The sequence below is a fragment of the Streptomonospora wellingtoniae genome (assembly GCF_031845375.1).
Taxonomy (GTDB): Bacteria; Actinomycetota; Actinomycetes; order Streptosporangiales; family Streptosporangiaceae; genus Streptomonospora; species Streptomonospora wellingtoniae.
The window spans coordinates 55,031-70,943 of sequence record NZ_JAVREK010000015.1; the positions used below are offsets into that span (position 1 = coordinate 55,031).

At 72.9% G+C, this 15,913-nt stretch carries 14 protein-coding genes; all 14 read left to right on the top strand.

All coding sequences use genetic code 11. The features are described from left to right. The first annotated feature begins 120 nt into the window (after nt 1–120). The 14 genes from uvrB to cmk all read left to right on the top strand — a co-directional run bounded on the left by uvrB (nt 121) and on the right by cmk (nt 15,885). Nucleotides 121–2,217: an excinuclease ABC subunit UvrB gene (gene uvrB, locus RM446_RS15025; protein WP_311545913.1), complete on the top strand. Its 2,097-nt coding sequence runs from the start codon at nt 121–123 to the stop codon at nt 2,215–2,217. Between the two features lie 341 nt (nt 2,218–2,558). Then, entirely contained in the window at nt 2,559–3,554 is a 996-nt protein-coding gene (locus RM446_RS15030; protein WP_311545914.1) for a GNAT family N-acetyltransferase, read from the top strand. Nucleotides 3,555–3,762: 208 nt separating this feature from the next. Next, on the top strand, nt 3,763–4,671 hold the full coding sequence (locus RM446_RS15035; RefSeq protein WP_311545915.1) for a hydroxymethylglutaryl-CoA lyase: 909 nt from the start codon (nt 3,763–3,765) through the stop codon (nt 4,669–4,671). Nucleotides 4,672–5,049: 378 nt separating this feature from the next. Next, nucleotides 5,050–6,747: a CTP synthase gene (locus RM446_RS15040; protein ID WP_311545916.1), complete on the top strand. Its 1,698-nt coding sequence runs from the start codon at nt 5,050–5,052 to the stop codon at nt 6,745–6,747. Nucleotides 6,748–6,752: 5 nt separating this feature from the next. Further along, nucleotides 6,753–7,415, top strand: coding sequence for an NUDIX hydrolase (locus RM446_RS15045; RefSeq protein WP_311545917.1), 663 nt, complete (start codon nt 6,753–6,755; stop codon nt 7,413–7,415). A gap of 218 nt (nt 7,416–7,633) precedes the next feature. After that, complete coding sequence (locus RM446_RS15050) at nt 7,634–8,665, top strand: site-specific tyrosine recombinase XerD (protein WP_398695237.1); 1,032 nt, start codon at nt 7,634–7,636, stop codon at nt 8,663–8,665. A 204-nt stretch (nt 8,666–8,869) separates the two neighbouring features. Beyond that, nucleotides 8,870–9,826 carry a ParA family protein gene (locus RM446_RS15055; protein WP_311545918.1) on the top strand — a complete coding sequence of 319 codons (957 nt, stop codon included), beginning with the start codon at nt 8,870–8,872 and terminating at the stop codon, nt 9,824–9,826. Beyond that, entirely contained in the window at nt 9,802–10,218 is a 417-nt protein-coding gene (locus tag RM446_RS15060) for a hypothetical protein (RefSeq protein ID WP_311545919.1), read from the top strand. Before RM446_RS15055 ends, RM446_RS15060 begins: the two co-directional genes overlap by 25 nt. Nucleotides 10,219–10,281: 63 nt before the next feature. After that, a complete protein-coding gene (locus tag RM446_RS15065) occupies nt 10,282–11,106 on the top strand; it encodes a segregation and condensation protein A (protein ID WP_311545920.1) in 825 nt (274 codons plus the stop codon). Nucleotides 11,107–11,276: 170 nt separating this feature from the next. Then, on the top strand, nt 11,277–11,819 hold the full coding sequence (scpB, locus tag RM446_RS15070) for an SMC-Scp complex subunit ScpB (RefSeq protein ID WP_311545985.1): 543 nt from the start codon (nt 11,277–11,279) through the stop codon (nt 11,817–11,819). Next, nucleotides 11,803–13,206: a pseudouridine synthase gene (locus RM446_RS15075; RefSeq protein WP_311545921.1), complete on the top strand. Its 1,404-nt coding sequence runs from the start codon at nt 11,803–11,805 to the stop codon at nt 13,204–13,206. The genes scpB and RM446_RS15075 overlap by 17 nt, the downstream gene beginning before the upstream one ends. A gap of 91 nt (nt 13,207–13,297) precedes the next feature. After that, nucleotides 13,298–13,660 (top strand): chorismate mutase, encoded by a 363-nt coding sequence (gene aroH, locus RM446_RS15080; protein ID WP_311545923.1) that lies wholly within the window; start codon nt 13,298–13,300, stop codon nt 13,658–13,660. A gap of 239 nt (nt 13,661–13,899) precedes the next feature. After that, nucleotides 13,900–15,006, top strand: coding sequence for a prephenate dehydrogenase (locus RM446_RS15085; protein WP_311545924.1), 1,107 nt, complete (start codon nt 13,900–13,902; stop codon nt 15,004–15,006). A gap of 111 nt (nt 15,007–15,117) precedes the next feature. Continuing rightward, on the top strand, nt 15,118–15,885 hold the full coding sequence (gene cmk / locus RM446_RS15090) for a (d)CMP kinase (RefSeq protein ID WP_311545925.1): 768 nt from the start codon (nt 15,118–15,120) through the stop codon (nt 15,883–15,885). Nucleotides 15,886–15,913 lie beyond the last annotated feature (28 nt).

A 15,913-nucleotide genomic window follows, 5' to 3' on the forward strand; every position in this document is an offset into this window, starting at 1 on the left:
TCGTCCATCGTGCCCCCTTCGACGTGGGAATCCTCCGCTGCCGAATCATGTTGTCGGGGGGTGCGTATAGCGTGGTGAGCGTAGGCGGGAGTCTGCGGCGAATCGGGGGAGTGAGGCCACGTGCGGCCGGTGAGCGACATCCAGCGCAAGAAGACGCCGTTCGAGGTCGTGTCGGACATGACCCCCGCGGGCGACCAGCCCTCGGCCATCGCCGAGCTGAGCCGCAGGGTCGGGGCCGGCGACCGCGACACCGTGCTGCTGGGCGCCACGGGCACCGGCAAGACCGCCACGGTGGCCTGGATGGTCGAGCAGCTGCAGCGGCCCACGCTGGTCATGCAGCCCAACAAGACCCTGGCCGCGCAGTTCGCCAACGAGCTCCGCGAGATGCTGCCCAACAACGCGGTCGAGTACTTCGTCTCCTACTACGACTACTACCAGCCCGAGGCCTACGTCCCCCAGACCGACACCTACATCGAGAAGGACTCCTCGATCAACGACGAGGTCGAGCGGCTGCGGCACTCGGCCACCAACTCGCTGCTCACGCGGCGCGACACGATCGTGGTGTCCTCCGTCTCCTGCATCTACGGCCTGGGCACGCCGCAGGAGTACGTCGACCGCATGGCCGAGCTCGAGGTCGGCATGCAGGTCGACCGCGACGACCTGCTGCGCAAGCTCGTCGAGATGCAGTACTCGCGCAACGACACGGCCTTCACGCGGGGGACCTTCCGCGTGCGGGGCGACACCGTCGAGGTCATCCCGGTCTACGAGGAACTGGCCATCCGCATCGAGATGTTCGGCGACGAGGTCGAGCGGCTGCTGACCCTGCACCCGCTGACCGGTGAGGTCCTGGGCGAGGACGACCACGTGTACCTGTTCCCCGCCTCCCACTACGTCGCCGGCCCCGAGCGCATGGAGCGCGCCGTATCCCAGATCGAGGCCGAGCTCGCCGAGCGCCTCACCGAGATGGAGGGCCAGGGCCGGCTGCTGGAGGCCCAGCGCCTGCGCATGCGCACCACCTACGACCTGGAGATGCTGCGGCAGGTGGGCAGCTGCTCGGGCATCGAGAACTACTCGCGCCACTTCGACGGCCGCGATCCCGGCAGTGCCCCCAACACCCTGCTGGACTACTTCCCCGAGGACTTCCTGCTGGTGGTCGACGAGTCCCATGTGACGGTGCCCCAGATCGGCGGCATGTACGAGGGCGACGCCTCGCGCAAGCGCACCCTGGTCGACCACGGCTTCCGCCTGCCCTCGGCACTGGACAACCGCCCGCTGAAGTGGGAGGAGTTCGTCGAGCGCATCGGGCAGACGGTCTACCTCTCGGCCACGCCCGGCAACTACGAGCTGCGGCAGAGCGGCGGCGACGTCGTCGAGCAGGTCATCCGGCCCACGGGACTGGTCGACCCCGAGGTGGTCGTCAAGCCCACCGAGGGCCAGATCGACGACCTGGTGCACGAGATCCGCGAGCGCGCCGAGCGCCGGGAGCGCGTGCTGGTGACCACGCTGACCAAGAAGATGGCCGAGGACCTCACCGACTACTTCGCCGAGATGGGCATCCGCGTGCGCTACCTGCACAGCGAGGTCGACACGCTGCGGCGGGTGGAGCTGCTGCGTGAGCTGCGGGTGGGCGAGTTCGACGTGCTGGTGGGCATCAACCTGCTGCGCGAGGGACTCGACTTGCCCGAGGTCTCGCTGGTGGCCATCCTCGACGCCGACAAGGAGGGCTTCCTGCGCTCCTCCAGCGCCCTGATCCAGACCATCGGGCGGGCGGCGCGCAACGTCGCCGGCCAGGTGCACATGTACGCCGACAACGTCACCGACTCGATGCGCAGCGCCATCGACGAGACCAACCGGCGCCGCACCAAGCAGCTGGCCTACAACGAGGCCAACGGGATCGACCCGCAGCCGCTGCGCAAGAAGATCGCCGACATCCTCGACTCGCTGGCGCGCGAGGACGTCGACACCGAGGAGCTGATCGGCTCCGGCTACCGGCAGTCCAAGGCGCCGGTGCCCTCCCTCAAGCAGGCTGGCCCGGAGCGCTCCGAGGAGGTCTCCCGGCTGCCGCGGGCCGAACTCGCCCAGCTCATCGACCAGCTCGGCGAGCAGATGCACCAGGCGGCCGCCGACCTGCAGTTCGAGCTGGCCGCCCGGTTGCGCGACGAGGTCAAGGAGCTCAAGCGCGAGCTGCGCGGGATGGACGCCGCCGGGGTCGGCTGAGCGAACCCGCACAGCGCCCGCCGCCCGTCAGCGGGGCGGCGGGCCGCCGCATGCCGTCGCATTGCGGCAAGCGGATGATCATAGGATCTCCCCAACGCAACGCCCGATCCGGCGCGAATCGGTTACCGTTGGACCTACCGGGCTTGCCTCTGTGAAATTGCATGGCGTCAATTTCAAAACGATCGGGGAAACTCTTGACGCAATCGCGAGCGAAGTGACTGTTGAGGCGCTACGGTCATTGTGTCCGTGTTGCGACGGTACGTGACCACTGATCGGCTCCCGACAGCCGCGCCGGAGAGCCGAGGGCGGGTGAGTGCGGGATGCGCGGCCTGGGAGGTGGGATGGGCGGTTATGTCGCCCGGGTGCGGAACGACGAGATGCCCGGCAGCGGTGCGGAGTTCGACCTGCTCGTCGATTCCGCCGCCACGCGCTGGCGCGAGGCCGACCCCCTGCTGCCGGTACCCACGCGCCCGCGCAAGAGCACCTATCCGCTGTTGACGGTCAGCGACGAGGGCGGATGGCCGGTCGCAACCGGCACCATGCGCTACTCCTGGCACCAGCCCGGCGAGGTCGGCCGTACCTGGGGCATGCCCGACCAGCACTGGCTGACTCCGGTCGTCGGCGGACCGGATCCCGGCCGGGCCCTCGACTCGCTGCTGTCGAGCTGGCGCGACCAGCTGCGCCAGCTGCCCACGGGCACCGGTTCGGAGTCGGCCGCCCAGCTCACCTGGCCGGCCCGCGACGTCGTGGGCGTGCCCGCGCTGCAGGCGCACGGCCTCCAGCCCTACAGCGTGCTGGCCGCCCGCGAGCGGCGCCGCGGGGTACCCCCGTCGCTGCCGCCGCGCGACGTCAGCATCCGGCTGGCCGACATGCAGGACCTCGCGCCGATCGTCAGCCTGCTCATGGAGGAGCACCGCTACGAGGAGTTCTTCGGCGGCGTGTTCGTCCAGCCGGAGACCCCCGAGCAGACCCGCCGCGTCGCCGCGCGCGCCCTGGGCCGCTCGCCTTCGTGGGTGTGGCTGGCCGAACGGCGCGGCCGCGCGGTCGGCCTGGTCTGGGTCTCCCCGCCCGACCGCGCCCGGTGGGCGGCCCCGCTGGTGCGGGCGGCCCCGGCCGCACACATCGGCTACGGCGTGGTGGCCGAGGACGAGCGCGGACGCGGGATCGGCACGGCCCTGGTCAACGAGGCGCACCAGGCGCTGGACTCCCACAACGTGCAGGTGACGGTGCTCAACTACGCGATGATGAACCCGCTTTCCGGCCCCTTCTGGAACCGCATGGGCTACCGCCCGGTGTGGACCACCTGGGAGGTCCGCCCTTCGCTGGCGCTGCGCTGAGCGGGGGAGGGGCGGCGCGCCCCCCGACGCGGGGACCCGCCCGGCGGAGTCGGGCAGGCGGCAAGCTGTCGGAGCCGGCGAGTTCGGCTCGCAGGGATGGGATGATCGGCCGAACCGCTGATCGGTCTCGGCGGCCGCATTATCCTGGGCCGTGCGGGCGGGTGCGGTGCGCGGCCCGGGAAGCGACGTCGAGACGGGAAGTGGCGCAATGGCGGCGCAGCAGGTGGAGATCGTCGAGGTCGGGCCGCGGGACGGGCTGCAGAACGAGGAGACGCCGCTGTCGGCAGCCCGCAGGGTCGAGCTGATCGAGCGGCTGCTGGCGGCGGGCGCCCGCCGGGTCGAGGCGGTCAGCTTCGTCGATCCGCGGCGGGTGCCGCAGATGGCCGGAGCCGAGGAGGTCATGGCCGCCGTGCCGCGCCGCGAGGGCGTCTCCTATATCGGACTGGTGCTCAACCGCCGCGGCCTGGACCGCGCGCTTGAAGCCGGCGTCGACGAGGTCAACGTCGCCATTCCGGCCACCGACGGCTTCTGCCGGCGCAACCAGGGCTGCTCGGTCGAGGAGATGAACGACGCGTTCGCCGGCATCGCCGCGGCCGCCGCCGACGCCGGCGTCCCCATCAGCGCGACGGTCTCGACCGCTTTCGGCTGCCCGTTCGACGGCGAGACCGACCCCGAGCGCGTGGTCGAGGTCGCCCGGCGCGCGGCCGAAGCCGGCGCGGTGGAGGTCGCCCTGGCCGACACCATCGGCGTGGGTGTGCCCCGCCAGGTCGCCGACCTCGTCGAACGCGTGCGGAAGGCGGTGGGCGGCGCGCGGCTGCGCTGCCACTTCCACAACACCCGAAACACCGGCTACGCCAATGCCCACACCGCGGTCGAGCACGGTGTGACCGTGCTGGACGCCAGCGTCGGCGGCTTCGGCGGCTGCCCGTTCGCTCCCGGCGCGACCGGGAACATCGCCACGGAGGATCTGGCCTTCCAGCTCGAACGCAGCGGCCTCCACACGGGCGTCGACGTCACCGAGACGGCCCGCGCAGGCACCTGGCTGGGGTCGGTCCTGGGCGAGCCTCCCACGGCGCTCCTGGGGCGCGCCGGCGTCTTCCCGTCCGGCGGGCGGTAGCCTCGCCCGGTCGCCCGCATCCGGCTCTTGCCCGCACCGCTCGGCGTGGCCGGATCCGGCCCCGGGATCGGCGGGCCGGGGTCCCTTCGGGGGCGCGGCGCCACCCGGCCGGGCAGCGCGCAGCCCCTCTCAGGCCGCGCGCCCGGGGGATCGGCGGCAGCGGCGCCCGCGTGAGCCGGCGTCGGACCAGGGCATGCGTCCCTCGCCTGCGGCCCGCGCCGGTCGGGTCCGTATCGGGGCGGGGGTGCGGCGCTGTTATTCTGGTGGCCCGTGGAGTCCGAGGTCGCGGACGGGGCGAGCCCCCTCCGGCGCCGGACACCGCACGGGCCCCCGAGCCGAACCGGACGGCCCGTCGACGTACGACCACGGGAGCAACCTTTGGCAACCGCCGCGAGCACCAAACACCTTTTCGTTACTGGCGGGGTCGCCTCCAGTCTGGGCAAGGGCCTGACCGCATCCAGCCTCGGACGGCTGCTGAAGTCGCGTGGCCTCCGCGTCACCATGCAGAAGCTCGACCCCTACCTCAACGTCGACCCGGGCACGATGAACCCGTTCCAGCACGGCGAGGTGTTCGTCACCGGCGACGGGGCCGAGACCGACCTCGACATTGGCCACTACGAGCGCTTCCTCGACACCGAGCTGTCCGCCTCGGCCAACGTCACCACCGGCCAGGTCTACTCCAGCGTCATCGCCAAAGAGCGCCAAGGTGCCTATCTCGGCGACACCGTGCAGGTCATCCCGCACATCACCAACGAGATCAAGGCGCGCATCTACGCGATGGACTCCGCCGACGTCGACGTGGTCATCACCGAGATCGGCGGCACCGTCGGCGACATCGAGTCCCAGCCGTTCCTGGAGGCGGTTCGCCAGATCCGCCACGAGATCGGCCGCGACAACTGCTTCTTCCTGCACGTCTCGCTGCTGCCCTTCCTCGGCCCCTCGGGCGAGCTGAAGACCAAGCCCACCCAGCACTCGGTGGCCGCGCTGCGCAACATCGGCATCCAGGCCGACGCGATCGTCTGCCGCTCCGACCGGCCCATCCCGCAGAGCCTGAAGAGCAAGATCAGCCTGATGTGCGACGTCGACGAGGGCGGCGTGGTCTCCACCCCCGACGCCCCCTCGATCTACGACATCCCCAAGGTGCTGCACCGCGAGGGCCTGGACGCCTACGTCGTGCGCCGCCTGGGCCTGGCCTTCCGCGACGTCGACTGGACCGAGTGGGACAACCTGCTGCGCCGCGTGCACCAGCCCGACCACGAGGTCACGATCGCGCTCGTCGGCAAGTACATCGACCTGCCCGACGCCTACCTGTCGGTGACCGAGGCGCTGCGGGCCGGCGGGTTCGCCGAGAACACCCGGGTGCACCTGCGCTGGGTGGCCAGCGACGACTGCGCCTCGCCCGAGGGCGCCGAGCGCGAGCTGGGCGGCGCCGACGGCGTGCTGATCCCCGGCGGGTTCGGGGTGCGCGGCATCGAGGGCAAGCTCGGCGCGATCCGCTACGCGCGCGAGGAGCGCATCCCGCTGCTGGGCATCTGCCTGGGCCTGCAGTGCATGGTGATCGAGTACGCCCGCAACGCCGCCGGGCTGGCGGGCGCCAACAGCGCCGAGTTCGACGACAAGGCCGAGCATCCGGTCATCTCGACCATGGCCGATCAGACCGACGTCGTCGCCGGCGAGCGCGACATGGGTGGCACCATGCGGCTGGGGCTGTACCCGGCGGAGCTGGCCGAAGGCTCCATCGCCCGCGAGCTCTACGGCGAGTCCCGCGCCCAGGAGCGCCACCGGCACCGCTACGAAGTCGGCAACGCCTACCGCACCCGTCTCGAGGACGCCGGGATGGTCTTCTCGGGGCTCTCTCCCGACGGCCGCCTCGTGGAGTACGTGGAGCTCGCGCGCGAGGAGCACCCCTTCTACATCGCCACCCAGGCCCACCCCGAGCTGCGCTCGCGGCCCACCCGCGCCAACCCGCTGTTTCGCGGCCTGATCTCGGCCGCTCTGGAGCACGTCGAGAAGTCCGCGGACAGGGCCGCCGCGGCTCCGGTGCACGGATCCGCCGACGCCGCCGAGGAGGCGTGAGCGGCATGCGGGCAACGGGTGAGCCCACGCCGTTCGCGGCCGAGACCGGCGCCGCCCCGGCCGACCGCCCCGAGGCCTGGCGGGTCGAGCGCAGCGAGGTGCTCTACCGCGGTGCGAAGACCGCCACGCGCGTCGACGCCGTGCACATGCCCGGCCCCGACGGCGACGAGGTGGTCGCCCGCGAGTACCTGGACCACCCGGGTGCCGTGGCCGCGCTCGCCCTCGACGAGCACGAGCGTGTGCTGATGCTCAGCCAGTACCGGCACCCGGTGGGGCACCGGCTGTGGGAGCTGCCCGCCGGCGTCCGCGACGAGGAGGGCGAGCCGCCGCTCGACACCGCGCGGCGGGAGCTGCGCGAGGAGGCCGGGTTCGCCGCCGAGCACTGGTACGAGCTGGCGGACTTCTTTCCCACGCCCGGCTTCTCCAGTGAGCGCATCCAGGTCTTCCTCGGCCGCGGACTGACCCGGCTGAACGGGGACGAGATCGGCTTCGACCGCGTGCACGAGGAGACCGACATGGAGCTGCGGTGGGTGCCGCTGCACGAGGCCGCCGAGGCGGTCATGGCCGGGCGGCTGCGCAACGGCGCCGCCGTGGTCGGCGTGCTGGCCGCCGCCGGCGCGGCCCGCGGCTCATTCGCCGCACTGCGGCCGGCCGGCACCGGCTCCTAAAGGCCTTTCCTCGGCCGCGGTGCGCTCCGCGGGCCGCGGTCCGGGGGAGACCGGACCCGGAGCGGTGTCCGGATCGGCGCGATTGGTCGGCTTGTCGCCGGTGGTCTACTCGCGTGGGTTGCTGGCGGTATCGCCGTGTCGGGCCTCCGATGTCCCCACCGTGTGGCATGATCGCCCCCGAAACCCCCCGGACGCGGCGGAAGGCGGGTGATCGCCCGGTGGCCCCAGAACAGGATTCCGCCCGCCCCCGGCCCGCGGCGGCGCTGCGCTCGGCTTTGACCGGCTACCTCGACCACCTGGCGGTGGAGCGCGGGTTGGCGGCCAACACCCTCTCCTCCTACCGCCGCGACCTGCGCCGGTACCTGGACTTTCTGGCCGGGTGCGGCGTCGGCTCCCTGACCGCGGTCACCGAGCACAACGTCACCGAGTTCCTTCGCCGCTTGCGCGAGGGCGATGCCGACCACCCTCCGCTGGGCGGCAACTCCGCCGGACGCGCCGTCGTGGCCGTGCGCGGGCTGCACCGCTTCGCGCTGCGCGAAGGGCTGGCCGCGACCGACCCCGCCGGCGGCGTGCGCCCGCCGACCCCCGCGCGGCGGCTGCCCAAGGCCGTGTCGCTGGAGGCGATCGAGTCCCTGCTGGGCGCCGTGCCCGCCGAGGGCGACCCTCGCGCCCTGCGCGACCGCGCGCTGCTGGAGCTGCTCTACGGCACCGGCGCGCGCATCTCCGAGGCGGTGGGCCTGGACGTCGGCGACATCACCAGCATCGCAGTCGGCGCCGCCGATCCCCGACCGGGCGAGGACCCCGGGTCCGACGCATCCGGCCCCCAGGACGGCGTCGCGGCGGTCCGCTTCCGCGGCAAGGGCGGCAAGGAGCGGCTGGTGCCCGTCGGTCGGTTCGCCCGCGGCGCCCTCGACGCCTACCTCGTCCGCGCGCGCCCGGTGCTGGCGGCGTCCGGCCGCGGCGCACCCGCGCTGTTCCTCAACGCCCGCGGCGGCCGGCTGACCCGCCAGGGCGCCTGGGCGGTGCTGCGCGCCGCCGCCGGGCGCGCGGGGCTGAGCGACGTCTCGCCGCACACGCTGCGCCACTCCTTCGCCACCCACCTGCTCGACGGCGGCGCCGACGTGCGCGTGGTGCAGGAGCTGCTGGGACACGCGTCGGTGACCACGACGCAGGTCTACACGATGGTCACCGTCGACCGGCTGCGCGAGGTCTACGCCGCCAGCCATCCCCGCGCCGATGCGGTCCGGTGAGGACCCCGCCGCGGCGGCGGGCGCTTCGCGCACGCGGCGGCTGCGCCACCCCGTAGAGTGTCGCGTTGAATGATTGTGCGCGGAAGTTCTAGAGTCGCGGCACGACAGCTGGTCGCTGTCGACATATTGAGTTTTTCCGACGGCCGGTGGGTCTGCGGGCGCCGCGACGTCCGCACAAGCCGGTCCGTAGGGAGGTCAAGGGTTGTGAGCTGGTCGGAGTACGACGATGCGGGGCCGGGGGCGCCCATCGACGAAGACATGCCGGACTCCCCGGCGAGCAACCCATGGGGGGCAACGCGCAGCACGGGGGCCGAACTGCAAGCGAACAGACCTAAGCCGGACTATCCGGAGCCCGAGCCGCTGGACAGCCACGGCCCGGCACGGATCGTAGCACTGTGTAACCAGAAGGGTGGAGTCGGTAAGACCACCACGACGATCAACCTCGGCGCCGCGATAGCCGAGTACGGCAGACGGGTGCTGCTCGTCGACTTCGACCCCCAGGGGGCGCTGTCGGTGGGCCTGGGGCGGCTCGACCCGCGCGAGCTGGAGCTCACCGTCTACAACCTGCTCATGCAGCGCGACGTCGCCGTCGAGGACGTCCTGCTCAAGACCGACATCGACGGTCTCGACCTGATCCCGAGCAACATCGACCTGTCCGCGGCCGAAGTGCAGCTGGTGGGGGAGGTGGCGCGTGAGCAGATGCTCGGGCGCGCCCTGCGCCCGGTCATCGACGACTACGATGTCGTGCTCATCGACTGCCAGCCCTCGCTGGGGCTGCTCACGGTCAACGCGCTCACCGCGGCCGACGGGGTGATCGTGCCGCTGGAGTGCGAGTTCTTCGCGCTGCGCGGCGTCGCGCTGCTGATGGACACGATTCAGAAGGTACAGGAGCGGCTCAACGAGGACCTGGTGATCGACGGATTCCTGGGGACCATGTACGACCCGCGCACGCTCCACGCGCGCGAGGTGCTGGCCACCATCATCGACGGATTCGGCGACAAGGTCTACGGCACCGTCATCAACCGCACCATCCGCTTCCCCGACGCCACGGTTGCGGGTGAGCCGATAACGCGGTTCGACACCTCGTCGGCCGGTGCCAACGCCTATCGCGGACTCGCGAAGGAGGTGCTGGCCCGGTGGCCAAACAGCGGTCACGCGTGACCCTGCCGGGGGCCGACGAGCTGTTCTTCCGCTCGTCCGACCCCGTCGACCCCGAGCCTGCACGCTCCACAGCCACGGCGGAGCCGCCGAGTCCGGGACAGCCGGAGGCCGACCGGGCCGGGCCCGCGCCGGCGCAGGCGCCTGCGCCGCGGGAGGCCCAGGCGAGCCCGCCGCGGCCCAGCGGCAGGCAGCGCCACGACGAGAAGATCACCGTCTACATATCGGCCCCCGAGCTGCTCGCTCTGGAGCAGACCCGGCTGACGCTGCGCGGCAACCACGGGCTGGCCGCCGACCGGGGGCGGATCGTCCGGGAGGCCGTGGCAGTGCTGCTTGCCGACTTCGAGGAGCACGGGGAGTCGAGCATGCTCGTGCAGCGCCTGAACACCTACTGAACCGCCCACCGCCGCGACGGTGGCAATCTGGGACGATGAGCCGACCTGACACGCACCCGCCGCATGGCGACTGAGGAGGAGGCCGCAGACGGCGGGTTCCAGGTCCACCTGGACAACTTCGAGGGACCCTTCGACCTGCTGCTGGGGCTGATCTCCAAGCACAAGCTCGACATCACCGAGGTGTCCCTGTCGAAGGTCACCGACGAGTTCATGGCCTACATCCGGGCCCACGGCGACTCCTGGGACCTGGACCAGGCCAGCCACTTCCTGCTGGTGGCGGCCACGCTGCTGGATCTGAAGGCGGCGCGGCTGCTGCCGCGGGGGGAGATCGAGGACGAGGCCGACCTCGCGCTGCTGGAGGCCCGCGACCTGCTGTTCGCGCGGCTGCTGCAGTACCGCGCATACAAGGAGGTCGCCGCCCTCCTGGCCGAGCGGCTCGCGGCGCAGGGGCGCCGCTTCTCGCGCGCGGTCCCGCTGGAGGACCGCTTCGCCGACGCGCGCCCCGACGTCTTCATCAAGCTCGGTCCGCAGGAGTTCGCCATGCTGGCGGCGCGCGTCTTCACGCCCAAGGAGCCGCCGAGCGTCCCGGTCACCCACATCCACCAGACGCGCACGTCGGTGCGCGAGCAGGCCGAGATCGTGGTGCAGGCGCTGCGGGACCACGGCACGCTCACCTTCGCCGAGCTGATCGCGGACTGCACGGGTACCTTCGAGGTCGTCGCGCGGTTCCTGGCGCTGCTGGAGCTGTACCGCGCGGCCAGCGTCGGCTTCGACCAGCCCGAACCGCTCGCCGAGCTGACGGTGAGCTGGACCGGCAGCTTCGCGGGCGAGGTCGACGTCTCCGACGAGTTCGACCAGGCCGCACAGGACAGCGAGGAGGAAGCGTGAGCGCGGCAGAGCAGGACCGGACCGCACCCGCGGCCGAGGAGGCCGGGACCGGCGCGAACGCGCGGTCGGCGGCGCAGCGCGCCTCGGCCGCGCGGACCGGGCCGGCCGGCGAAGGCGGCCCGGGGGAGCGCGAGGAGGCGGCGCCCGGCGGGCAGGGGCGCGACGCAGCGCTGCGGCGCGACCTGGAAGCGGTGCTCATGGTCGTGGACCAGCCGGTGCCCGTGTACGACCTCGCCCGGGCGTTCGACCGCTCGGTCGAGGAGGTCGCCGCGGTCCTCACCGGGCTCTCCGACGAGTACACCGAGCAGGGGCGCGGGTTCGACCTGCGCCGGGTCGCCGACGGATGGCGCTTCTACACCCGCCCGGAATGCGCCGACGTCGTCGAGCACTTCCTCAAGGAGGGCCAGGAGGTCAAACTCACGCAGGCCGCCTTGGAGACCGTCGCCGTAGTGGCCTACCGCCAGCCCGTCTCGCGCGGCCGGGTCTCCGCTGTTCGCGGTGTGAACTGTGACGGTGTTATGCGTACCCTCGTACTGAGGGGACTCATCGAGGAGGCCGGGCAGGACCCGGAGTCGGGCGCGCACCTCTACCGCACCACCGGGTACTTCCTGGAGCGGCTCGGACTGCGCGACCTGGACGAGCTTCCCGACCTCGCCCCTTTCCTGCCTGACGACATCGAAGGTTTTGACGACACCGGTGAACACGCCACGTAAGAACTCCCGGTCCCGCGGTGTGCGGGACTCCGACGACCGCCGCGCGGAGCGCGGGCGGTCGGCCCCGCGCGGTGAGCGCGGCGGCGACCAGCGAAACCCCGACAACCGCAGCAGGTCCGACAAGGCCGGCAAGCCCGAGAACGGCGGGCGCCGCGACAGCGGTTCCGCCCCGCGCGGGCAGGGCCAGGCCGCGGGCCGCGGCGGCGCTGCCCGCGGCGGCTCCGACGAGCGCCGCGGGCGCCAGAGCGATGCGCGACCGGGTCGTCAGCAGCACGGCGGTGCAAACCACCGTGACCCCGTGCTGCGCAACGAGGCCGAGCGCGCCCAGCGCTCCGGCGCGCGCGCCGAGAAGAGCGGGACCGGGCGCGGTGCGCGGGACTCCCGCGACTCGCGTGACTCCCGCGAGTCCCGCGGCTCCAACCGCGGCGAGCGGCGCGACCCGCGCGTCTACACCCGGCGCGAGGAGCGCGGAGGCGGCCGCTCGGCGAACGACCGCCCCGCGCCGCGCGACTCCCGCGACAGCGGCGTGCCCCGCGGCGGAGGCGCCGCCGAGCGCGACCTCTCGCCGGCCGCCCGCGCCAGGCTCAACACCCTGCGCTCGGAGTTCGACCCCGCCGACGAGGAGAGCGCCGGCGACGACCGCGACGCCTACGCCGACGTCCCCGGCGGAATCCGGCTGCAGAAGGCGCTGGCCCAGGCGGGCGTCGCCAGCCGGCGGGCCAGCGAGGAGCTGATCGTGGCCGGGCGGGTCAGCGTCGACGGCCACACCGTGCGCCGGTTCGGCGCGCGCGTCGACCCCGACAACTCCGAGATCAGGGTCGACGGCATGCGCGTCGTCGTCTCGCCCGACAAGCTCTACTACGCGCTGCACAAGCCCCGCGGCGTCGTCAGCACGATGGCCGACCCCGAGGGTCGGCCCACGCTGGCCGACTACACCGGCGGCACCGAGGAGCGCCTGTTCCACGTCGGGCGCCTGGACACCGAGACCGAGGGCCTGATCCTGCTCACCAACGACGGCGAGCTGGCCAACCGGCTGACCCACCCCCGCTACCAGGTGGTCAAGACCTACGTCGCCAAGGTGCCGGGCCCGGTGCCGCGCGAGGTGATCCGCGGGGTGCGCGCCGGCGTCGAGCTGGAGGACGGCCCCGTCGAGGTCGACTCCTTCCGCGTCGTGGAAAACGGCGAGCCGCAGGCGCTGGTCGAGGTCAGGCTGCACGAGGGCCGCAAGCACATCGTGCGGCGGCTGATGGAGGCCGTAGGCCACCCCGTCTACGACCTGGCCCGCACCCAGGTCGGCCCGGTCGGCATCAAGACCCTCAAGGCGGGCACGATGCGCGCTCTGACGGCCGAGGAAGTCAGCGAGCTGTACACCACCGCGGGACTCTGACGAGGACGACACGTGCGGCCCGGCCGCGCCGGAGGGCTCGCCCGCCGGCGCGGCCGGGCCGCCGTACGGCGACGAAGAAGGACGGGCGAAAGTGGCAGTACGAGCGATCCGGGGCGCGGTGCAGGTCGATGCCGATGAGCGCGACCACGTCCTGGAGGCCACAGCCGAGCTGGTGTCGGAGGTCCTCCGGCGCAACGCGTTGACGACCGACGACGTGATCAGCGTGCTGTTCACCTCGACCCCCGACCTGACGTCGGAGTTCCCGGCGCTTGCGGCGCGCAAGCTCGGGTTCAGCGAGGTCCCCCTGATGTGCGCTGCGGAGATCGCGGTCCCCCGCGCGCTGCCCCGCGTCGTGCGCCTGATGGCCCACATCGAAACCGAGCGGCCGCGCGCCGACCTCCAGCACGTCTATCTGCGCGGCGCGCAGGCGCTGCGCCTGGACATCGCCCAGTAGCGAGGGTGAGCACCGCCGCCAGCGCCCACAGCGGTCGACCCCCGCCGATCGTGTGGCCATCGTAAATGGAAATCGTTTTCCTTACCATGGCTACACGATCGGCGGTGCGGGGGCGCGGTGGGAGCCGCCGCGGGGCGGCGCCCCCGCCGCAGGGTGGACTACCCTGGGGCGATACGCAGAGTGCCGGTGAGGTGCGCAGCGGCACCGGAGGGGCCGCGGCCGAACGGACGGGGAGCGACGTGGGCAGGATCGAACGGGCGGTCGTCGTAGGCGCCGGGCTGATCGGCACCTCGATCGCGCTCGCGCTGCGCGAGCACGGCACCCGGGTCGCCCTCAGCGACCCCGATCCCGCCACCCTGCGCCTCGCGTGCGAGCTGGGCGCCGGCGAGGCGCTGGACGCGGACGCCTCCGGCCGCCCCGCCGACATCGCCGTCATCGCCGCACCTCCCTCCGCGGTTCCCGAAGTGCTGCGCGCCGCCCAGGATCGCGGCCTGGCCCACGTCTACACCGACGCCGCCAGCGTCAAGCACGGCGTCGTCGCCGCCGCCGAGCGCGCCGGATGCGACATGGCCACGTTCATCCCCGGCCACCCGATGGGCGGCGGTGAGCGCAGCGGACCCAGCGCCGCCCGCGCCGACCTGTTCCTCGGGCGCTCCTGGGCGCTGTGCCCCACGGGCAAGGCCGACCCCGTCGCGGTCTCGGCGGTCCGGGACCTGATCCGCCTCTGCGGCGCCCAAGCCGTGCCGATGGGTGCCGCCGCCCACGACCGCGCCGTCGCGCTGGTCTCCCACGGTCCGCACGTCGCGGCGGCCGCCGTGGCGGCGCGCCTGCTCGAAGGCGACGAGGCCGAGCTGTCCCTGGCCGGGCAGGGCGTGCGCGACGTCACCCGCATCGCCGCAGGCGACCCCCGGCTGTGGTGGGAGATTCTCGGCCACAACGGCGGCCCGGTCGCCGACGTGCTGGAGGCCGTCGCCGCGGACCTGTCCGCGTGCGCCGCGGGCCTGCGCGAGGCCGGCGACCGGGGAGCCGATTCCTCCGCCCCTCCGCCCGAGGCGGTCGGCGGCCTGCTGGAGCGCGGCGTGCGCGGGCGCGAGCGCGTGCCCGGCAAGCACGGCGGCGGCCGCACACCCGAGTACGCCGTAGTCCCGGTGCTCATCCCCGACGAACCCGACTCGCTGGGGCGGCTGTTCCTGGCCGCCGGCGCGGCCGGTGTCAACATCGAGGACGTGCGCCTGGACCACTCCTACGGCCTCCCGATGGGCGTGGCACAGCTCTCCGTGGTCCCCGAGGCCGCCGAGCGTCTGGCCCGCGTGCTCCGCGAGCGCGGCTACTCGGTCCACGCGTGAGGGTCCGCCCGCCCGGGGCCGTCAGCGCGGCGGTGCCGAGCGGGCCGCCGCGCCTGTAGGCTGAGCGGTTGAGACGAGATGGATGTAGTACACCCCGGAGGAGAGCACCACGTGAGCGCGCAGGGCAGCGCCGAGGGAGTCGTCGTGGCCATCGACGGTCCCTCGGGGTCGGGCAAGTCCAGCACGGCCAAGGGCGTGGCCTCGGCGCGCGACCTGTGGTACCTCGACACCGGGGCGATGTATCGGGCCATGACCTGGTGGATGCAGCACCACGGGGTCGACGTCGACGACGCGGCAGCCGTCGCGGAGGCGGTCGGGCGCCCGGACATCGACATGGGCACCGACCCCGCCGCCCCCACGGTCCACGTGGACGGAAGGGACGTCGCCCGTGAGATCCGCACGCAGGAGGTGACGGCCGGGGTCAGCGCCGTCAGCGCCGTGCCCGCGGTGCGGGAGCGGCTCGTCGCGATGCAGCGCGAGACCATCGCGCTGGCGCGCAAACGAGCCGGAGGCATCGTCGTCGAGGGGCGCGACATCACCACCGTCGTCGCCCCCGACGCCAAGGTCAAGATCTATCTGACCGCCAGCGCCGAGGCCCGGGCGCACCGGCGCAGCGGCGAGCTGAGCGGCAGCGACCTCGCCGCCGTCCAGGCCGACCTCGCACGGCGCGACCTGCTCGACTCCAGCCGCGCGGATTCGCCGCTGACCCAGACGGCCGACGCCCTGGAGCTGGAGACCACCGGCCTGGGCCTCGACGAGGTCGTGGCGATCCTGCTCGAACTGACCGACCGCGCCGTCGCGGCCGCCGGGGCCGCCGACCGGTCCGGCACCAAGAAGACGGCCGGCGAGAAGCAGGCCGAAGGCTCCGCCGCTCGCTGACCGACCGCGCGTCCCGGGTCCGCGGATC